Annotated in this window: 23 protein-coding genes; 7 read left to right on the top strand and 16 right to left on the bottom strand. The window is 38.6% G+C overall.

Translation table 11 applies throughout. From position 1 onward, the window contains the following. Positions 1-26 precede the first annotated feature (26 nt). The 3 genes from MHI04_RS10400 to MHI04_RS10390 all read right to left on the bottom strand — a co-directional run bounded on the left by MHI04_RS10400 (position 27) and on the right by MHI04_RS10390 (position 2,377). Positions 27-305, bottom strand: coding sequence for a hypothetical protein (locus tag MHI04_RS10400; protein WP_244504823.1), 279 nt, complete (start codon positions 303-305; stop codon positions 27-29). Between the two features lie 87 nt (positions 306-392). Then, a complete protein-coding gene (locus MHI04_RS10395) occupies positions 393-1,370 on the bottom strand; it encodes a thymidylate synthase (RefSeq protein ID WP_036122437.1) in 978 nt (325 codons plus the stop codon). Positions 1,371-1,459: 89 nt separating this feature from the next. Beyond that, positions 1,460-2,377 (bottom strand): hypothetical protein, encoded by a 918-nt coding sequence (locus MHI04_RS10390; RefSeq protein WP_101966626.1) that lies wholly within the window; start codon positions 2,375-2,377, stop codon positions 1,460-1,462. Between the two features lie 189 nt (positions 2,378-2,566). Here MHI04_RS10390 and MHI04_RS10385 point away from each other — a divergent pair, with 189 nt between their 5' ends. From MHI04_RS10385 to MHI04_RS10375, 3 genes are all read left to right on the top strand, one after another. Continuing rightward, entirely contained in the window at positions 2,567-4,765 is a 2,199-nt protein-coding gene (locus MHI04_RS10385) for an ATP-binding protein (protein ID WP_089932200.1), read from the top strand. Then, complete coding sequence (locus tag MHI04_RS10380) at positions 4,740-5,366, top strand: response regulator transcription factor (RefSeq protein ID WP_036122449.1); 627 nt, start codon at positions 4,740-4,742, stop codon at positions 5,364-5,366. The genes MHI04_RS10385 and MHI04_RS10380 overlap by 26 nt, the downstream gene beginning before the upstream one ends. 228 nt (positions 5,367-5,594) lie before the next feature. Further along, entirely contained in the window at positions 5,595-5,795 is a 201-nt protein-coding gene (locus MHI04_RS10375) for a cold-shock protein (protein ID WP_036122451.1), read from the top strand. A 557-nt stretch (positions 5,796-6,352) separates the two neighbouring features. On the opposite strand, the gene ccsB is transcribed toward MHI04_RS10375, so the two are convergent. Then, positions 6,353-7,522, bottom strand: a complete 1,170-nt coding sequence (ccsB, locus tag MHI04_RS10370) for a c-type cytochrome biogenesis protein CcsB (RefSeq protein WP_058843189.1) — start codon at positions 7,520-7,522, stop codon at positions 6,353-6,355. 532 nt (positions 7,523-8,054) lie between these two features. Between ccsB and MHI04_RS10365 the strand changes: the two genes are divergently transcribed. After that, complete coding sequence (locus MHI04_RS10365; RefSeq protein WP_058843188.1) at positions 8,055-8,792, top strand: class I SAM-dependent methyltransferase; 738 nt, start codon at positions 8,055-8,057, stop codon at positions 8,790-8,792. A 14-nt stretch (positions 8,793-8,806) separates the two neighbouring features. Here the strand turns inward: MHI04_RS10365 and MHI04_RS10360 are convergent, their stop codons facing one another. The 3 genes from MHI04_RS10360 to MHI04_RS10350 are packed head-to-tail and all read right to left on the bottom strand — an operon-like array spanning position 8,807 to position 10,307. Next, positions 8,807-9,238 carry a GNAT family N-acetyltransferase gene (locus tag MHI04_RS10360; protein ID WP_342535670.1) on the bottom strand — a complete coding sequence of 144 codons (432 nt, stop codon included), beginning with the start codon at positions 9,236-9,238 and terminating at the stop codon, positions 8,807-8,809. Continuing rightward, positions 9,235-9,723 carry a GNAT family N-acetyltransferase gene (locus MHI04_RS10355; protein ID WP_058843186.1) on the bottom strand — a complete coding sequence of 163 codons (489 nt, stop codon included), beginning with the start codon at positions 9,721-9,723 and terminating at the stop codon, positions 9,235-9,237. Before MHI04_RS10355 ends, MHI04_RS10360 begins: the two co-directional genes overlap by 4 nt. After that, the gene (locus MHI04_RS10350) at positions 9,720-10,307 is read right to left on the bottom strand and encodes an SMI1/KNR4 family protein (protein ID WP_036122466.1); all 588 of its coding nucleotides are present in this window, start codon (positions 10,305-10,307) and stop codon (positions 9,720-9,722) included. Before MHI04_RS10350 ends, MHI04_RS10355 begins: the two co-directional genes overlap by 4 nt. 901 nt (positions 10,308-11,208) lie before the next feature. On the opposite strand from MHI04_RS10350, the gene MHI04_RS10345 reads away from it, so the two are divergent. Both MHI04_RS10345 and MHI04_RS10340 read left to right on the top strand, forming a co-directional pair. Next, positions 11,209-11,379, top strand: a complete 171-nt coding sequence (locus tag MHI04_RS10345; protein ID WP_036122469.1) for an aspartyl-phosphate phosphatase Spo0E family protein — start codon at positions 11,209-11,211, stop codon at positions 11,377-11,379. Between the two features lie 174 nt (positions 11,380-11,553). Then, the gene (locus tag MHI04_RS10340) at positions 11,554-12,024 is read left to right on the top strand and encodes a hypothetical protein (protein ID WP_058843184.1); all 471 of its coding nucleotides are present in this window, start codon (positions 11,554-11,556) and stop codon (positions 12,022-12,024) included. Positions 12,025-12,153: 129 nt separating this feature from the next. On the opposite strand, the gene thrS is transcribed toward MHI04_RS10340, so the two are convergent. The 9 genes from thrS to MHI04_RS10295 all read right to left on the bottom strand — a co-directional run bounded on the left by thrS (position 12,154) and on the right by MHI04_RS10295 (position 19,574). Beyond that, complete coding sequence (thrS, locus tag MHI04_RS10335) at positions 12,154-14,070, bottom strand: threonine--tRNA ligase (protein ID WP_342535669.1); 1,917 nt, start codon at positions 14,068-14,070, stop codon at positions 12,154-12,156. A gap of 762 nt (positions 14,071-14,832) precedes the next feature. Further along, complete coding sequence (locus tag MHI04_RS10330; RefSeq protein WP_058843181.1) at positions 14,833-15,192, bottom strand: hypothetical protein; 360 nt, start codon at positions 15,190-15,192, stop codon at positions 14,833-14,835. 12 nt (positions 15,193-15,204) lie between these two features. Further along, complete coding sequence (locus tag MHI04_RS10325; RefSeq protein WP_342535668.1) at positions 15,205-15,801, bottom strand: hypothetical protein; 597 nt, start codon at positions 15,799-15,801, stop codon at positions 15,205-15,207. A gap of 121 nt (positions 15,802-15,922) precedes the next feature. Next, positions 15,923-16,429, bottom strand: a complete 507-nt coding sequence (locus MHI04_RS10320) for a hypothetical protein (RefSeq protein WP_089932209.1) — start codon at positions 16,427-16,429, stop codon at positions 15,923-15,925. A 134-nt stretch (positions 16,430-16,563) separates the two neighbouring features. Beyond that, a complete protein-coding gene (locus MHI04_RS10315; protein ID WP_058843179.1) occupies positions 16,564-17,028 on the bottom strand; it encodes a hypothetical protein in 465 nt (154 codons plus the stop codon). A gap of 48 nt (positions 17,029-17,076) precedes the next feature. Further along, the gene (locus MHI04_RS10310; RefSeq protein ID WP_342535666.1) at positions 17,077-17,562 is read right to left on the bottom strand and encodes a GNAT family N-acetyltransferase; all 486 of its coding nucleotides are present in this window, start codon (positions 17,560-17,562) and stop codon (positions 17,077-17,079) included. 15 nt (positions 17,563-17,577) lie between these two features. Next, positions 17,578-17,925 carry a DUF3147 family protein gene (locus MHI04_RS10305; RefSeq protein ID WP_036122492.1) on the bottom strand — a complete coding sequence of 116 codons (348 nt, stop codon included), beginning with the start codon at positions 17,923-17,925 and terminating at the stop codon, positions 17,578-17,580. Beyond that, positions 17,925-18,323: a MarR family transcriptional regulator gene (locus tag MHI04_RS10300; protein ID WP_271913280.1), complete on the bottom strand. Its 399-nt coding sequence runs from the start codon at positions 18,321-18,323 to the stop codon at positions 17,925-17,927. Before MHI04_RS10300 ends, MHI04_RS10305 begins: the two co-directional genes overlap by 1 nt. Before the next feature lie 612 nt (positions 18,324-18,935). Beyond that, the gene (locus tag MHI04_RS10295) at positions 18,936-19,574 is read right to left on the bottom strand and encodes a class I SAM-dependent methyltransferase (protein WP_058843208.1); all 639 of its coding nucleotides are present in this window, start codon (positions 19,572-19,574) and stop codon (positions 18,936-18,938) included. Between the two features lie 359 nt (positions 19,575-19,933). Here MHI04_RS10295 and MHI04_RS10290 point away from each other — a divergent pair, with 359 nt between their 5' ends. Further along, positions 19,934-20,587, top strand: coding sequence for an elongation factor G-binding protein (locus tag MHI04_RS10290; RefSeq protein ID WP_036122498.1), 654 nt, complete (start codon positions 19,934-19,936; stop codon positions 20,585-20,587). Positions 20,588-20,632: the final 45 nt, after the last annotated feature.

Here is a 20,632-nt window from a genome sequence, read left to right as displayed (position 1 = left end):
CATTATAGCTTAGAAGGCGCTTACATTTATAGTGTTTCTTTATAGCCTTTCAAACGAATTTCTTCGATGATTTGCATCATTTCGTGAATTTGCTGCTGTGATAATTTCGTCGTGTTACAAGAACACACCTGTTGTGTAGCACCCTGTTTTTGCCGTTGATGACTCGGCTGCCGCTCACATTCATCTGCTTGAAGTACTATTGTATTTTTCACAACTTTCACCTCTACACGATAATGGACTGACTCGCTCCAAATAATGCTAGTAATCCCATAATTACTATAATCAACTACTATTCGTCCAGTCATCCAACTGCTTACCTATTTAGTAAAACAAATCGTTAGACCTAGTGCTTCGTTCGAAAAAAACAGCAACCAAGACGGCTGCTGCTAGGATTATACGGCAATCGGTGCTTTAATAGCTGGATGCGGATCATATCCTTCAATGGATAAATCCTCAAGCTCTATATCAAAGATCGATGTTTTAGTTGGATTGATGTGCAATGTCGGTAGGTCCTTTGGCTCCCGTGATAGCTGTTCTTTCACTTGCTCCACATGGTTCGCATAAATATGAGCATCCCCAATGCTGTGAATAAATTCGCCAACCTCTAGTCCACACTCATGTGCAATTAAATGCGTTAATAAAGCGTAAGAAGCAATATTGAACGGACAGCCTAATAATGTATCTAAGCTTCGTTGCATTAATTGACAGCTTAATTTACCATTCGCCACATAGAACTGGAACATCACATGACATGGCGGTAATGCCGCTTTACTGCCCTTTGCCCCCGCATTGATAACATCCTCAGGATTCCACGCATTGACAATCATACGTCGTGAGTCAGGATTATGCTTAATTTGATCAATAACATCCTGTAGCTGGTCAAGGCTCTGGCCATCAGATGTAGTCCAATGACGCCATTGCTTGCCATAGACATTACCGAGATCGCCGTATTGCTGCGCAAAGTCGTCATCCGTTAAGACACGCTCACAAAATGAAGCCAGCTCTTTTTGATACAAGGCATTAAACGACTCATCCACTAAACAGCGGCGGCCAAAATCGGTCATATCAGGTCCTGTATAGGCATCTGATTCCACCCATTTTTTAAATGCCCATTCATCCCATATATGATTATTATGTTGCAATAAATAACGGATATTCGTATCCCCTTTAATGAACCACAATAATTCACTCGCTACCAGCTTAAAAGGGACACGCTTTGTCGTTAAAAGTGGGAAACCTTTGCTTAAATCAAAGCGCATTTGATAACCAAAGACACTGTATGTACCTGTCCCTGTCCGATCTTCTTTTTTCGTGCCATTTTCTAATATATGTTGTAGTAAATTTAAGTACGCCATTTCTGGATGCATCATTTTTGTTCAACAACTCCTCACTTTTGCTGTTGACCATTATACCATTACATGGCGGATTTTCGTATGTCAAATGTTGAATAAAGCTGTCATCAGCCCGAATGATAGGAATTGTTATTGAGCTCCCGTGAAATTTCACTCTCGGTTGTGACGAAAAAAGTGGGCAGTAAGATAATATTCAATAAAATCGGTCCAACGATGACTAATAAATCAATGCCAGGGCTAAAGTAAAGCCCGAATGCTGTAATCAAGCCCGATAACACGAGGAATACGATTTGGGCAACTATAATCAAAATCGGTAACAATTGATACAGATAATTAAGTTTACGGAACTGGTGCATATTGTCTGGATTTTCGATGATTTTTCTTTTTAAACGCCTAGACAAAATCATGCAAGCAAGCAGTTGGACTGCCATAAAGCAAAAATAAATGATGCTGTATAATAGCAATTGACTTTTTTGTATCGTGCCATCAAAATGACCAACCCTCTGGTTTAATAAATCATTAACTGCTCCCTCATAAACATATTCACGCTCACTTAAAACAGTAAAAGGCTCCATAAAGCCAAACGCTGTCCAGTCCTTTGTATTGACAGTCCAACTCGATAATTTACTCGCTAAAATACGCAATTGAATGGGATCTTGCTCCCCAAACATGCCTACTAAATTACGATATGGGATTGCTACTTTTAGCTGGCCATCTCGCTTTTCTTGAAATAAATCCTGAATATAAAAGGTATAGGCAACATCCGACTTATTGGCTTCGTAACGGGCCTCTTCAATGTTCCAATGACTAGCTAAGGAAGCTTGAATACCGTTTTTCATGTCTGTATAGGGCATATCCTTATGTAAATGCTTCGGAATCTTATAGACAAAATGATGATCACTACCAATGAGACCGATTTCTACCTCGACTTTATCTTGATTCACCATTTTGGCCTTCGTGGTCAATGGAATGGTAATCATAGCGATGAGGAAAAAAAGAATAAATGTACAAATGCCTTTTTTCACGCAATAGACCCCCTGTTCGTCACAATAATTAAATTCACCGTATCATAGCCATGTCCGAAAACACTATTTCGTTATTCCGAAAAGGCAATAGTGGTTTTCCGAAACACGTTATTTCGGTATTCCAAATTTATCAATAATTAGCGATAATATATAGGAGATTATTATCATACACAAATTTGAGGTTTCCCAATGAAAAAATGGACATATTTTATTTTTCTTACATATTTAATACTTGGCATTTATGTATTAGGCGTTACTATCAAAACACCCTTTATTAGCCTCACTCTCGATACGACAAACGGTCAACCAGTCATTATAGATAGCTACTATCCTCACTGGGCTGCGCAAAAAAATATTGAAAAAGGCGATATCGTTGTGGCCATTGATGGACAACCAGCCATGGAGAATCGCTTTGTTCAGTTATATGCCATCATTCGAAGTGCCAATACCTTAACGATTCAAAAGTCTGATGGGACCATTGAAAGCATTGCTGTGAAGCACAGTGATATGCCAGAAGAATTATATTTGCAAATTCTCTTTCCGATCTTTTATTTTCTTTTAGCTTTCAGCGTTGCACTTTATGTCTGGCGACGCAATCAAGATAACATCCCGACATTTTTATTGGTCTTATTTTTATTAACCTGCTCCATGGGCTATATAAGCACTGGCGCTTCGGCAAGAGGCAATCTGATTGGAATGATTACCATTGGCATTAGTATTGTGCTATGTTTAGTGCTCTTCATCCATTTTTTACAGCATTTTTTCCGTTACTTACAAATCAGATGGACCTATCCTCACAGCAAATGGCTTTATGTTCTACCGTTTATCATTCCTGGCTGTTCTCTTATTGAAAGCTACGTGCCAGCTTTACGTGAAATAATGCCTATCTTGAACTTAAGCTTATTTGCGGTTCTTGTGCTTTATGCTATTTATATTTTATTAACGAGTTATTTACGCACGAAATTGGCGAAAATTCGCTTGATTGCCATTGCTTTTATTGTACCATTTTTACCCTTTTTATTATTTTTCGTCACACCTGAAATTTTAGGGCATAGGCCATTACTACATGCCGAAATTGCTGCGTTATTTCTATTATTTATACCGTTCTCGTTTCTGTTCATTCAGGTAAACGAACGATTATTTGATATTGAATACCAATTATCACGTTTGCGCTATTATTCCACACTGGCCTTTTTCAGCGCTTTGTTATCGACTGCGGGGATTGCCCTCTTATTCTTAGGTCAATTATCCATCGTCCATGTCACAAGTATATTTTTACTAATTTTCATGGTGATCATTGCTAGCTTCTATATTAAAGAACGCATCGATTTTAAGTATAGAAAAATTATCTTTTCTTCTACTGGAAATTATGTACATAATCTATATGCAGCAGTGCAACGTATGGGCAAAGCCAAAAACCAACAAGAGTTATTGGATCGTTTTAAATATGAAATTACCGAGAAGCTAGGCACAACTGCCTTCCATATCTGTACGATAACAGAAGAAACCCCTTCTCCAAAGTTTGGTAGCAACTATACCCAATTGTTGTTGCACGATGCTGGGGATGAAAAAATTTTACTAGAAATACGGCATGCCCTTCAAAAGGAAGAGCTTCTTTGGTTAGAATTGCTGGCACTGTATGTATCAATGTTTATTAATAATTTACAGCAAATTGAAGATTTAGTACGCGAAATTCAGCATATGAAAAACACCAGTGATACGCCGCTTCCTTGGCTCGATAAATTGCTATGGAATATTATTGAGAAGGAAAAGAGTATTTTAGCACAAGAATTACACGATACCATTTTGCAGGAGCAACTGCATTTAGCTAGAGAACTCGATGTTCTTGCTAGCTCTCCTACTATTCAAAAGGAGACCGTACTAGCTATTCGGGAACAGCTATTAAATGCAACAAAGGACTTACGGGAATATTGCGAGAACTTAAGTCCCCCACTCCTGGATACCTTTGGCTTACAAATGGCATTAAAAAAACTGATTCAAAAGGTAAAAATACGTGCTGACTTTTTATTAGACGCTCAAATTGACCGGGTGCACTTCCAGGATGTCACGCTCCACCTTGTGGTTTATCGCCTCGTTCAGGAGCTTTTCAATAATGCAATCAAGCATGCCGAGGCAACCGAGGTTTCACTAAAATTACAGGCGATGCCTCAGGGCTTTATCCTTCAATATGATGATAATGGAATTGGCTGTGACATTGACGATTTAATTCAGTCCTCTGCTTCAATGGGCATTAATGGCATTCGTGAACGTGTCCGTGCTTTTAATGGTGACATCACCATCCAATCGAGCCACAAGGAAGGCATGCATATTTTTATACAAATACAAGAGGACGGTGATTCATATGATGAACATACTTATTATAGATGACCATCCTGTCGTTTTAGATGGTACGAAAACATTGCTACAGGATTTAGCCAATGTTCAAATCAAAACGGAGCAGGATAGTGCCGCCGTTTTACCAAGAATGGAGACGGAAAGTTTTCAATTATTTCTTATCGATATTAACATGAAGCCTATTAATGGCATTCAACTATCAGAAATGATTAGGAAAAAGCAACCTGAGGCACTTATTATTCTTTATACAGGCTACGAGCTTTCTGATTACTATGAGCTGTTAATTGAAAAAAAGATTGATGGTCTATTATCAAAATTGGCGACAAAAGAGCAGGTCATCCAAACGATTCAGGCAGCGCTAAGAGGCGAAATATTACTGGCAGCTGATTTCTTAGACTTTGTCCAGCAACGAGCCAACCTACCTAATGTTCAACAGGAGGTATTACTGAGCGACAAAGAACAGGAAATTTTACAGCTCGTTGCCCAAGGCTGTACGAATAAAGCCATCGCCTCTGCTATCGGTGTCACCCAGCGCACTGTAGAAAATTATTTATCAAAGCTATTTGTGAAACTAAGTGTAGAATCACGCGCAGAGGCTGTGATTGTTGCCAAAGAAAAAGCATGGATAGATTAGTGAGACGCTATCGTTATATTACTAATAGATGACAAATGTAAATTTTTTCTTACTAAAAACGGAATTTACTGGATATACAAACAATTCTGTACTATAATATAGTTAATAATTACATTACTTCATTGCGATGATTAAAAACGCAGATTCAACTGGTATAAGAGCTTTTGAAAACGTTTTTATATGTGATGGAAGCAATTGATTGTTGAATTTTTTTGGGAGGGTGTTTACATGACACAAGGTACAGTAAAATGGTTTAACGCAGAAAAAGGTTTTGGCTTCATCGCAGTTGAAGGTGGCAATGATGTATTCGTACATTTCTCAGCGATTCAAACAGATGGCTTCAAAACTTTAGAAGAGGGCCAAAAAGTTGAATTCGGAGTAGAAGAAGGCAGCCGCGGACCTCAAGCAACGAATGTAGTGAAACTATAATCTTCACTTAACATAGACGTGCGTATAAAAAGAGACATCCATTTTCGGATGTCTCTTTTTTGTTTGTCTTATGATTGCACAGGTACAGACATTTCTCCCTGATGGGCAATTGGAAACTGCCTAGCAAACAGCACCGTATCTACGGCAGTGCCCTAAACAAAACGACAATGCCCAACGATGAAACCACCAGTTTATAAAATAAGCACTGTTCCACCAAAAGTGCCATTCACTGAACAACAAGCAAGAAATTATCCACTATGCCTCTTGAGCAGCCGATCTAATGGAACTGTCAACTCCACGGCAATAAAAAACAGCGGACATGACATATATAACTAACCATATTCAATTTTAGAAAATAGGACACGGTTCCCTCATTAGTCTATACTTTTGGAGCAGTTCTTCTAAGCGCTTTTCATACACTTTGGAGTGGCTTTGAGTACTTGACACACTCTTTAGAGCGATTCCCTCATAACTAGGATCATTTCATTCCCACAACGAGAATCATGTCACCCAAAACCCCTCCATAAAATCACATGAAAGGCTCAGCTCACCCCTGCCTACGCATAAGAATGTAAGCCGGCAATCACTAAATTGACAAACACTTGGTTGAACACAATAATGCCGAAGCCGATAATGGCTAACCAAGCCGTTTTCTCCCCTTCCCAGCCTTTGGATAGGCGGAAATGAAGAAAGGCTGCGTAGAACAAAAATGTAATCAATGCCCAAACCTCTTTAGGGTCCCAGCCCCAATAGCGACTCCAGGCAATTTGGGCCCAGATCATGGCGAATAAAAGACCACCTAATGCAAATAATGGGAAGCCGATGACGACAGCGCGATAGGATATTTCGTCCATTAATTGTGGCTGGACACGGCTTGTCCATGGTTTTAATACGGCACTGATCGATTTTCTTGTAATCAATCGAATCACACCATATAAAATCGTGCCGACGATAAATGCCCAGACAATTGAATTTAATTTCTTGGCATCTATTTTATTCGTTATTTCTACTATGCCTATTCCTTCACCATTTTTTGTGACCGCACCCTTGTTAACAATCAAGGGCATCATGGAGTAGGTGGCTTTTTCTTGCTGTCCTTGTGAATTGTCAAATTGAACTTGCACCTCTTCTGCGGCAACGCTGAAAACCGTTGATACACCAATAAAGCCAATTACGACAACTAAACAATACAAGACAAATTCTAAACTATATGTACTGATGGATTTTTTAGAAACATCCAACGTTCTTAGTAAATAAATCAAACCTGTGGCAAAGGAGACCGATAAAATGGCACTGGAAAAAGCTACCGTCATCACATGAATCGTTAACCAGTGACTTTGTAGGGATGGCACAAGCGGTGATACCTCCTTTGCGAAAACGCTTCCATAACCAAGGATGATTAATGACACAGGAATGGTAAATAAGCCGACGACGAGCTGCTTATATAAAAAATGGATAATCAAATAACTTCCTGTGAGCATAATGCCAAAGAATGTCATAAATTCATACATATTACTCACGGGTGCGTGGTCCACCGCCACCCACCTCACAACAAAGTACACAAGCTGTAAGGCAAAGGCTACAGAAGTGAGAAGCAGACCTAGCCTGCCGAACATTTTCCTCTTTGATTTGACAGCAAGCCCTAATGGCACAATTGCTATAAGCAAGAGAATAAAGGCAATAAATAAAGCATTGCTACTAATGGATAATAAGCTTTCTTGATTCAATCGAATCCCTCCAACGTCTCTATTTCGGAATTTGCTTCCAACTATTAAGAACGTTATAGATTGCAAGAAGTGTCATCTTTTCCCTTTAAATCAATTTATTTTTTTGAATTATTACATTTTTATGACATTAAGGGAAAACAAATCTATCCATAGAAGGTATGAAATCAGCCTGTCATATGCTGGACTTCACTCCCATTCGCAAATGGACATTGGTAGATACTATAAACAGAAGTAGTGACTCAGTTGCTGCAAAGAATAGTGATAGTGAAGAAAAAAACGATGTAGGAAACTTGGAGAAACTGCTCGACTTAGTTAGGCTGGACATCAATTAATTTTCATTAGTGCTCTCTAAAAAAAATAAACCATCTAATTTGTAAATAGGTGGGAATTAACTATTATCAAAAAATGACATGCCTCTATCTACATCTTACAAAAAATTGTAATAAAAGTCTATATCTTTTTATTGCCACATGAGACAATTGTAATGCGCACACTTGACATAACGTTATGTTTCACAAAATGGAGGTTATTAATGAAACAAAATATCTATGATAATCAGATTTTTTTCAACCAATACAAGGCTTTACGAGAAAAAACGTATAACTATAATGGTCTTTTGGAGCAACCCACAATGAAGTCCTTACTACCACCATTAACGAATTTACAAATACTTGATATTGGCTGTGGTATGGGTGAATTCGCACAATATTGTCTGGACCATCACGCTAAGCATGTGACCGCCTTAGACGTTTCGAGCAATATGTTAGCTATTGCCAAACAGAAGCATGCTCATCCACACATTGACTATCAGCTGCAAGCCATAGAGGATTATGAAGCGCCTTCAAATAGCTTTGATTGTATAACCAGCTCTCTTTCTCTTCATTATGTCCAAGATTTCGATAAGGTAATTAGTCAAATTGCGCAAATGCTTCGGCCAAATGGGGTATTTATTTTCTCTGTGGAGCATCCTATTGCTACGGCTCGTCACACATTGGTAGATAATTGGATTTATGACGAAAGCCATAACCGTTTGCATTACGCAGTGGATCATTACCATGAAGAGGGCTTACGTCAGCAAACATGGTTGGTGGATGGCGTTGTCAAATATCATCGCACGATAGCAACGATGATGAATACCTTAATTACGCACGGGTTATCCATTGACAAAATCGTTGAACCTATCCCAAGCAAAGAGGCCATTCAACAGCTTCCTTCTATTGAAAAGGAGCTACGCAGACCATCCTTTTTATTTATTAAAGTCAAAAAATAAACAAAAGCCTCACCCTATGCTTGTGGTGAGGCTTGTTTCATATAAATAATTTCTGGGTCTCCCTCATCCAAGTTGTCGATAACACCACTTTTGACAAAGCCTAAATTGTGAAAAAGTTGTTGCATCCGCTTATTGGACTGATTTGTAGAGGAGAAAACTTTTGACGTTTTAGCCATTTGCATATAAGCCTTCATTAAGGCAGACGCGACGCCTTTTCTACGCTCTGACGGCTTAACAATGACTAAGGAAATAAAGCTATAGCCAAAAAAGTCATTGGTGAATAGCAGAAACCCCGCAATATTATCGGTGGATTGGTATAGCAGACAGCGTTTCTCTTCGATTGCTTGCTGAATTTCTTCCGTTCTGGATGCATCTCCAATCACTTTTTGATCGATTGTGCAAAGTACTTGTAAATGCTCCATTCTTGCCTCTTTTATATGGCTCAATTTTGAGTCTCCTTCATATAATAGCTCATTACTTTTAGCTCCTCTCGAATCCCCTTTGCCTGTCTGCCTTCATCCACAAAACCGCACCTCTTATAAAGTTTCTGAGCTGCTATATTTGGCACATTTACACCTAGTACTAGCTCATTGATATGTGGAAAATGCTTGCGAACAAAATCAGGTAATAATTGGAGTGCCATCTTAGCATAGCCTTTGCCCTGCTCATAATAATCCGTAGAAAAGGAGCGAATTAACAACGCCTGTTCATTGGAGGAATAAGGCTTCACTCCTTCTTTTTCATGTAAGACAAAAAAAGTGACTAGCTTGTTACTGACCAGCGCTAAAATGGCATGTCGACTATTATCCTGCTTCGCAAGTTCAATGCTATCTTTTGGGGAATTTGTATAACGTAGCTGTTCTTCTGTTAGGGTGTATTGTTCTACTAAAGTTTGTGCTTTGTCCTCATGGAACATGAGCAGCATGGTCATTCGAATTCCTCCTCGTAAATAGCAGTGAATTCATAACCTCCCTCTACAAGTTGCTGTAAATAATCTTCAAAGGAAGCGGCAATTACCTCAAAACTATCAGGATCATGCACATAACGGACCACTTGCCCAACTTGTCCGCCTTCCTTTGGTGAAAAATCAATATACAGGCTAGAGGTTCCACCATTATTCATGCAATCAGCAAAGCATAAACGTTCATTTATCGGCACATGCATATTAATCTTGTCATTCACTTCGACATAATCTAAAAAATCTTGATAACGTTCATAAATCGTTTCACGCTTGTCATGATAGTCTGCCACGATTTGCTCCACTGACTTTAAATAATACGGATAATCCCCTAAATCAGAGCCAAGCACAAGGGCACAGATTGTTTCTTGGCCATGTCGACAATAATAAGTACCATTGACATCCCGTAATAGCTCCAGCAATGATTGCGGGCAAAGTGGAAATATCTCTAGCAATGATTCAATATGTGCATCAGTTGCACCATTTGCCTGTTGCAATTGTTGTTGTTCTTCTTCAGGTAAGTGCTGTAATAAGTTTTTAAAATAAGTGGTACGCATGGTAATCCCTCTCTCTCGTAATCTATGACATATTTTAGCATAAACATCTACCATTCTCTAAACGCTACCTGCTACTATGTAAGTATTCATGAAGAAGGCATTGTGCCGATGAGTGCAAAACGTAGTAGTGGGGAAGTTACCAACACGAGGTTCTTCCACAAACTCGAACATTATTAGCAATATTTCCTCTGGTGAAAAGGTTTACTCTCCCATCATTTAGAAACGCATCATAGCGCTCCCTATTGTCCAAGGATACATCCGCTACACAGCTATATCTTCTGAATGCCATACACAATGATCGGTTCCTGTGAAGGCAACTCTCTTTTACATACGGCTAGTAAACTTGAAAAAATACGATATAAACGTGTTTTTCACCATACTCCTCATCACCTCAAGCCTCTCATTTATTATTCCATTAATTTCAAAAATTCTCAACATTTCACCATACAAAATGAAATGTCCACATTTCTAAACAACATCAAAGGGAATTTGCTAAAATGTGACAAGATATGAATAACACGCTGAATTATCGGAAAATTCGATCTCTAACAGCAACTTTTTGCATAGTATAAAAGGTTTAAAGTTTCTCATTTTTTCTCTTAATACTTTCTAAATTACAGCAAGCTAAAAACCCCACCATTTTCCGCCGATAGGGTTTTAAGTCTCATATTCAATTCAATAAAGGGAGGAATTATTAGTATATTTTATCTATTATAGATAAATTTTTTCTTTAAAATCAAATAGGATGAAGGTTCTTATCTATGACTAAATTACGAATTTGAGAAATGATACACAATATGACATTTTTTTTAATATAAGTGATATACAATGAGAAAGTTGAATCGAGGTCATAAAAAATGTATTTCAAGAATATGGATAAAAAAATTAGGAGGAAAATATCTTGGTAAACTTATTACTTAAACAATTCTTGAAGGCGGAAATTGAGATCAAACGTAGAATTATGTATAAAAAAGCAAAGGATCTTGGTTTCACCCACCCTACCGTAGTAGATTACAGTCAAGAATTGGATGTCCTACTTAATAGATATTTAAAACAAGCACAAGCTTCCTAATCATAACGAGGCATATATATAGAAGAAAGAATAGATAGTGATAAAGCCAGACCAACTTTCTTTGGCTGGTTTTATCCAGGATGATACATGCATTCCCTCTAGCCAGCGTTTTTATGTATAGAGTAAGAAAAACTAGGCGATGTTTTTGATAAGAAAACATTTGGAGGTTGAACGATGCACGTATTTTTCTTAACTTTTATGGTTGTTTCCAAAATAATATTGCCACCTCAACATTCAGTAGACCATACAACACCCACACTTTGCACACCAACTGAAATAAACACACTATATCAATATCCAAACAACCAATTTCAATCGTTTCGTGATGAGGACGAATTTTATCAGCAGCTTAATCGTGCAATTTATGAGGAATATACCAATGCTTCATTGAATATTCGTCAAAAGATGGCTTTTAAAGATGTAGCAAATGCGACACAGAGCTTTTATTTACAAACAGATGGTAAACAGGAAACAATAGACCTCTCTCAACATACTTTTATTCATCCCAATCGACAAGTTTATTTTTTAGCATCCTTTCAGCACAATACCGATGAGACCTATCGCAAATTTCTTGTCATCGACGCTGAAACCCAGGAAATTTTACTGGGACATTCGCATTTTCAAGAAAGTACCAAGCACCTTTAATTCATTGTATGCACATCATGTAGATTCTAGTAGTCATTTCAAAAAATAGAAATAAATAATTTTAATAATTGAAAAGCTTGCTTCGAATGTTCTTCATTCAAAGCAAGCTTTCTTTTCTATAGCTGACTATTAAGATAAACTTTTTTGTTGGATGGCTGTCTTTATTTCATCTCGTAACTGCTGTAGTGTTTTGTCAGTGGAATCTTGCTGACCATGTCTACGTACAGCTACACTTTGATTGGCAACCTCTCGATCACCAATAACAATAATATACGGTATTTTTTGCAATTGGGCTTCGCGTATCTTTTTACCGAGCTTTTCTTGACGATCATCTAATTGCACACGAATTTGTTCCTGTTGTAAAGCTTCTACTACTTGCTTAGCATAAGCTTGATGGGCGTCTGCTACACCCATCACTAGTACTTGCTGTGGTGCAAGCCAAGTCGGAAATGCCCCACTGAAATGTTCAATTAAAATACCTAAGAAGCGGTCAATCGAGCCAAACACTGCCCGATGAATAACAACAGGTCTTACTTTTTCATTATTTTCATTAATATACGTTAAATCAAATTTCTCCGGTAGCTGGAAATCGAGCTGAACCGTTGCACACTGATGACTGCGCTGAATGGCATCCTTAATATGGATGTCAATCTTCGGTCCATAGAATGCCCCATCGCCCTCATTAATCGTATAGGCAATACCTAAATTCTTGAGGACATTTTCCAGTGCCCCCTCCGCTTGATCCCACAAAGCCAAATCACCCATATAATCATCTGGTCGTGTCGATAATTCAATCGTATACTCGAAGCCAAAGACGTTGTACACTTCATCAATAATGTTTAATGCCAAGGCAATTTCATCTTCAATTTGCTGTGGTGTTACGAAAATATGGGCATCATCCTGACAAAATGAACGTACACGTAATAGACCATTCAAGGCTCCACTAAATTCATGTCGGTGCACTTGCCCAAATTCCGCCATACGAATGGGTAAATCTCTATAAGAGTGTAAGGAATTTTTAAAAATCAGCATATGACCAGGGCAGTTCATAGGCTTTAAGGCAAAGCTCTGATCATCGACCTGTGTAAAATACATATTATCCTTATAGTGGTCCCAATGTCCCGACTGCTCCCATAGACGTTGGTTCATCATCAGTGGAGTCCGTACTTCTCTATAGTCATACTTCGCTTGTAGATTGCGCAAATACGATTCCAGCTCATTGCGTAAAATTTGACCGTTTGCTAAATAAAAAGGCATGCCAGGTGCTTCCTCTGAAAACATAAATAACGATAGTTCTTTGCCTAGCTTGCGATGATTCCGTTTTTCCGCTTCCTCCAAAAATACAAAATGATTGTGCAATTCTTCTTTTGTGGCAAAAGCTACTCCATAAATACGCTGGAGCATTTGATTGTTGCTATCGCCACGCCAATACGCACCTGACACTTGCATTAATTTAAAGTGCTGCAACTTACCTGTGGATGGAATATGAGGGCCGCGACATAAATCGTAAAACTCTCCTTGCTCATAAATCGTTACTGTCTCATTCGCAGGTATTGCCTCTAACAGTTCTAGCTTTAACGCATCATGCACAAATAATTGTTTGGCTTCTTGTCGTGACACTTCGCGCCTGTGAATCGGGACATTTTCCTGCACAATTTGTTTCATCTTTTTCTCAATTCGCTGCAAATCACTCGGTGTTAGCGTATCTGCAATCTCTATATCATAATAAAAACCATTTTCAATCACTGGTCCTACCCCAAATTGGGCATGGGGGTAAAGTCGTTTAATCGCCTGAGCTAATAGATGAGCTGTTGAATGGCGAATAACCTCGATTCCTTCCTTCGAGCTTGCATCGTACAATGAAATTTGAGCATCTGCTGTAATCGGGTGCGTCAAATCAACGATGGTTCCATTAACACTTCCTGCTACTGCCTTTTTGCGAAGCTCAGGACGAATAGCTTGCGCAATATCGGTTAGTGTCACGCCTTTTGTAAAAGTTTGCTGTTGACCATCTGGAAATTGAATGTGAATATCTTGATTTGACATGTTCTCTACTCCTTTTTTGTTATAAAATCATTTACGCCTCGGGGTAATTGTGTCCTGATTTTTTTCAAGCAAGCTCGAAAAGCTACTCTTCAAAATCTAGGACATCCGCCAGAGGCTTTTTATCTTGATTCCGTTCCCCTTCGGAAAGGGCCTTCTATATCTGCCGCTATGCTTTCGATACAAAAAATATTTGCTGAATCAAAATAAAAAAACACATAACCGCCCCTAAGAAGGGACGAGTATGTGTTGATTACCCGTGGTTCCACCCAAATTCCCACTAGTTTATGTGCTAGTGGCTCATTGACTTTGCTATAACGTAGCAAAAGACGGTGCAAGTTTCCAAGCACAGCTCCAAGGTAGTAAGATGGGATCACAACATTAGGAAGCTTGCAGCCAGTGCTTCCCTCTCTGAAAATGGTTAATCGAATCTCTTGTCCTTATCATTGCTTATTTCATTTTTGTATGAAATTGTTAATTACTATAACGAATCGTGGATTTTTTGTCAAACATGAAAATAAAAAAAATTTAGCGATTGTCTGACAATGGGGAGTTTGGTCGTTGGACGCAGTAGGTGCAATGCGGATCTTCACATGCCTCCTCAAGCCACTCATTACAGCTTGCACAAAAATAACTATCGAACGTGTCATCATAAATAATCTGAGTTTGACATGTGGTGCATTTTTTGAATAGATCCACCAATCTCCAATCCATTTATGATGACTACATCCTCGCGTTGTTCAATTCGCATATTTTTATTATCTCCTAATGATTTTTCACTTCTAAAGTCTCGCTATCAGATTGCCATTGCACATGAACCATTGGCTTTGTCTCTCGTTTAAAAATTTTCTCACTTTCTTTCTTTGTGAAGGAATAATAGCCATCTTTATTTAACTGAACATCGCTTAAACTTTGGGATTCTTTTGTCCCCTCAATCGTGATTTCTAAAGGTCCTAGATCATCATGATTCCCTAGATAAAATAAGCGTAAGCCCTCATCACCATTACTGTGATAGATTGCTTTCCAATGCTCACTTTTGGCAATATAGTGCACCTCTTGCTCAGGGCTTTGACAGGCCGCTACTAGAATGACTACGATGACCAATGGAAAAAGCCATTTTTTCATTGAACATTCCTCCTAACCATGTATGGTGACAGCCCATCCTGTAGGTTTTTCTTCAAAAACATCTTCGTATTGTGTAAAAACAAAATCAAATCCTTGGATATCTTCTGGCAAGGGTGGCGTCACTATAAATGTACTGCTTTCATGTCCATTCGAGCCTCTTGTACCTCTAATTTGGCATTCATAGGACTCATCAATGAATAGACCAAGATGTTTTCGCTCTAATTTTTGTTGAATCGTTTGCTCTGGTTCTTGCTGCTCATCCCAATCAACTAATAACTGCACAATACTGGCATTTTCATATTGACGAATAGAAGAAAGCGTATACAATCGCCCTCCCTTTTCTACCGTTTGTAACACAGGGATATAGTGACGGAAGCCTGTTGGTTCTACTTTTGGATTATAGTATTTTTCTCTTCTCATTAAGTGAAAGAATATAGCTAAAAAAGTGTGATCGAAACCATATTGCTGTGCCCATTCCGAAATGATTTCATCTGAGGGAAAACCTAGGGTATGACCGCATACCTCTTTACGTTGCTGTAAAAGTGCACATATTTGCTCATCGATTGCGACTAGCTTTAAGTCATAGCTATTGCTTGAACATTTGGACATCCATATCCTCCTTCACCCTACAAGTCCTTCCTCTTTCTATACGATATTCCCACCATTTGGTTCCATAAACGGCCTAAATTTACTTTTAAGCACCAAAAAAGCTATCCAATAAATTGGATAGCTAATGGACCACCACATCATTGTGCCAGCTGGTTGAGTCTGCTAATTGATAGGTAACCATATTGGCAGTGACAGCTAGTACAACACCTGCTCTGGACATATGAGAAGGATTCGGCTTTTCCAGTACAAGGACAACATAGCCCTCTCCTCGACCTTGTTCATCAATAGCATTCGTCGCATTGATTTCAAAGGTAGAATAAGACTGCTCGTTCGTTGCATAGAGAAGTTTTTCCTCACGATAAACACCATGCTCTTTTAAGTTATAGCTGACAGGCATCCACCCTTCAGACCACTCAATACTACCTATGATATCTCGTTTCCTTGTGACAAGACGGCCAATGGAATACGTAAAATATATTTTCATAATTGCTTGTTTGTCTTCATTTCTCCCTTCACAGGTGGCTGTCACGTCAAGCATAATATCATTTTTTGAAAACTTTTTCCTAAACACTAAAACCACAGTGATAACACAGATAAATAGTACTATACCACAAATGATAAATGCCATTAGGTCCCTCCTAGTATCACAATTGCTGTTACTATAAGATTACCATGATTTAGGAGGGATAGGTGCTTTTCATCAAACAATCTTAGGAATTGACACAGGCATAAAGGATAAGACAAAATTTGCTCTGCAATTGGTTATTTGTTTGCTTGTAGCTCGGCAGTTAGCGTAAAGGGTATTTTTAAATATTCATATTGAATCGTTATTTTCCTGATATCAGGAGCTTGGACTTGAACCGCATAATGCTGAGGCTCCTTGCCAATGGCTTGTGGATCTATGTATTGCCGAGGTAAAATCGTACGCTGTGATAACTTATGAAAGGATAGATGCTCATTTCCCTCTAGCTTAGTTTCCGCCTCGAATGGTTCTGACTTACTAATGACAAGCTCTGTACTCTCAGGAAGCCGGTCATTGACAAGTAGCTGTGTTAGCTTGATATCACGCAAGCCCTTATTCTCAAGTGCAATGATTTTGACTGCCTCATTCCCCTGTTTACTTGTATAGCTTTCGATGGCGAGCGGTGGATTACTTTTGAGATAAATCATAAAAACAGCTCCGACCACAAGCACACTCAGTACTAAAATAAATAGTATTTTTTTCATGCTTTCCCTCTCTTTCCTCATCCACAGTATAACAAAAAACAACCTGACTTATTGGAAGTCAAGTTGTTTTTGTAAACGTATTTCATCTCGTATCGGAATGCCGTCATCGCCGAGTAATGGGATAAAAGGCTTATAGACCCTCGCTTTTTCAACTGCATTACGCAGTATTTCTATTAAACAATACCCTCGTTTTTGATAGAACTTTAAGGCATGCAAATTATCATTTGTGGTAATTAAAGAAATGCTTGCACAGTTTTGTTCCACCGCTGTCTGTTCGACGGCTTTCACAAGAGCTGTCCCAATGCCTTTGCCCTCGACTGTACTATCTAATGAAATGATTTCACAGTCCCTTTCTCGTATAATGTAGGTGATCAAACCAATCATTGCTTGTTGCTCATTTACAAAAACAAAGCCGTCTAATTCACTACAGTTATAGATACCACTGGAAATGACCATCTCGGTCGAACCCCAATGCTCCTGAAAAAATTGGTTTACCTCTTGTTTTGGCACTTGATGAATCGCCATAATTGTCATATAAAATTCCCCCTTTTACATTGAAATATGAAAAACACCTGCAATGGCCTTTTGTATGCTTAGGAACACAGCCCATGACAGCACACCGAGACCAATCGCGAGTACAATATGCATCGAGGATTTCATCGCCATATAAATAACAAAAAGCATACACATCGTTGCTGGTAAACCAACGATGACACCCACTGTAAAACGCTGAATATGCTCACTTGGCTCACTTTGCACCGTTAGCCAAATAATACTTAAAATACTGACCAATGGTAATGCGGCAATAATTCCGCCATAGGTAGGAAACCTTCGTGCCACCTCTGTCACAATACCAATGATGGCTGCTGAGCTCAGGATTTTAAAAAATGTATACATTATTTTGCCACCTCACTTAGACGTCGAAATGCCTGGAGGATGGCTTGCTGTTCTTGTTCAGTTAGCTGATGAAGGGCTTGCTGTAGCTTAGCATCATCTAACTCCGAGTTTTTCTTCAGCACCTGTAGACCTTCTGCTGTTAAATGAAGTATCACTTTACGCTGGTCGTCACGCCCTCGTTCTTTCGTCACCCAGCCATGCCGCTCTAGCTTTTTCACATGCTCTGATGCTGTATTATGAGAAATATTTAATAATCCTGCAATATCACGCACCGTGACTTCCTCTTCCTTTTGAATCATCTGTAAAATACGTACGCTTTGATGGGAAATAACATCCTCATGTGTTGTATGTAGATGATAGAATATCGTTGTAAAATAGTCATTTATCTCTTTAATCATCATGCTAACTCCTTTGATATATCGCTTTATACGATTATATCGTATAAAGCGATATATTAAAAGATAGCTTATTAAAGTTTATATTTTCAGATATTTCTTTTGAATAGATTGAGTGAGACACGCCTTCTCAGAAATAGTCTCTCTATTTTTTGTCCCCACCTATCTTTCTGCATATTTTGCTAAATAGGATGAAGAGGTAATTGTACACAAGCATTTTCCACAGTATCATTACTTTCTTCTGATTCTATTCTTTAGTAGGTGTCACCATTATGGTGTTAGCGCTACTACTAAGCCAATCTAAGTTTTGATTTTGTCAGGCATCATTACAGCCTTGCCCATTCTCATGCTTATTAATATGGGCATGCAAATGAAAAATAGGAAGGAAGATACCTTTCATATCATCTTACAAAACACCGTTTTTGGAGCGGTGGGTATGCTGTTATTTACTATGCTAGCCTTTCTCTTAACAAGCTGGTTTAAACCAAGCATTTTCTGTCATGAGCGCCCCCGCTGTCTATGCTATCTGGCAAATATATTTTGTCGATGTTTGCTTAACAGATAAAAGGAGCTATCCATTCGATAGCTCCTTTTATGTGGAGAAGAACTGTCATTTTATCTCGTAATAGCTTTTATCACAAAAACCCCACCACAATGCGATAGCGGATAAAATCTAAGCTGACAAATATCCTGTAACGAGGCTTTTAGCTCCTCATGGACAAAATAAAATTCATCATCATCCCAGTAACCTTTGCTGTCTTGACGGCATTGTTCCAGCTGCGCTCTTGTTTCAAAGGCAACATCGCCAATTAATATTTTACCAGTTGGCGTTAGCTGCCGTAGTAATTGTGTGATATACGTAATCTTCTGCTCATCTGTAAAATGATGAAGCGCATACGTACTAACAATGGCATCGTATGATTGCTGTAATAGCGCTGGTGGCAAGCCTTTCGTTAAGTCCCACTCGATTAAGTTGGCCTGTGGCATTTTTTCCTTCGCAATGGCGATCATATTGGATGAGAAATCGAGGCCATTGATGGCGTGCCCATGTTCATAAAGCTTCGCTGTTAATACACCTGTCCCAAAGCCAATATCTAAAACCGTGGAAGCAGGAACCTCCATTACTTCATTAAAAATTTTATTTAAAATCACTTTATAGCCTGCAAATGGATATTGATTATTTTCTTCACTTAGTTGCACGGTTTGATCATACCCGTCCGCCCATAAATCAAAGCCTTGTTTATTGAGTATCATAATGCCTCCTACAATTGATAAATTCTCCAAGTAAGCGTTGTTTTCCATGCAGTCATCTGTTTCATAAAAAGTCCCCCTCTGTCAACCAATTTAGACCATTATACCAATTTTCTACCTATCAAACAATTCAGAAAATAAGTAGAGCTTTAGCATTTATCAAAATGTCAAAAGATGTTATAATAATCGTAGTTTTCTTTCAAGGAGGAATCGACATGAACGCATTCACTTGTAATGCTTGCTCTAGAACGTCTTCTTTAGGTCAAAGAGGTCTAGATTAAGTTATACAAATAACCTAAAATTGAATGATCTCTTTAGGCCAAAAGTTTATAAAATAGCCTACTAAACAGGAGAGATTTCAAATGGAACAACAAACAATTCAGCCGTTTTTAACGGTCGCTAATTATCATTTACTAGAACAGCAATTAAATAAAATTTTACATGCTCTTACGACAACGAACGATAAAAACGTCATCCTAGCCGTTCGGGGCCTTGTGGATACAGAGGTAACGACAAAACTAGAGTTATCAGCAACGGAAACAAAGCTGATTGAACAACTTTTTGCTATAACAGATCGGGCGCAAGGGGATGCCTTTTTAGAACAATTAAAGCCATATGTCATCCCGTTCAAGCCAGTGACAGCCAGTACGCTTAAAACCTTATTTAAAAAGGAGAAAAAGCTAAAGCTACCAAATCTAGAAGCACTCGATTTCCAGCGAATTTGTTATCTTGCATGGGATGACCCTGGCACACATCGAAAATACGTTGTCCTTGATCAAAATGGACAGTTAGCAGGTATTAAAGGCACATTTGCCAACAGCACTGTACGCGGCATTTGCGCCATCTGTAATCGCCATGCAGATGTTGGCTTGTTTACTACCTCGATCAAAGGACAGGTCGTTGGCACATTTACCTCCCATAGCAATTACATTTGTGCGGATAGTAAGACGTGCAATGAACATGTTACAGATATGAATAAAACCGTCGAATTTTTTGAGCGCATTACGAAAAAATAGCGATTGATTAAGGGCAGAAGTGTTGTGCCAGCAACATTTCTGCCC

It is taken from the genome of Lysinibacillus sp. FSL K6-1151, from assembly GCF_038630755.1.
GTDB classification, from domain to species: domain Bacteria; phylum Bacillota; class Bacilli; order Bacillales_A; family Planococcaceae; genus Lysinibacillus; species Lysinibacillus fusiformis_D.
Note: the sequence above shows the minus strand (reverse complement) of the source record. Positions and strands in the feature narration are given on the sequence as shown.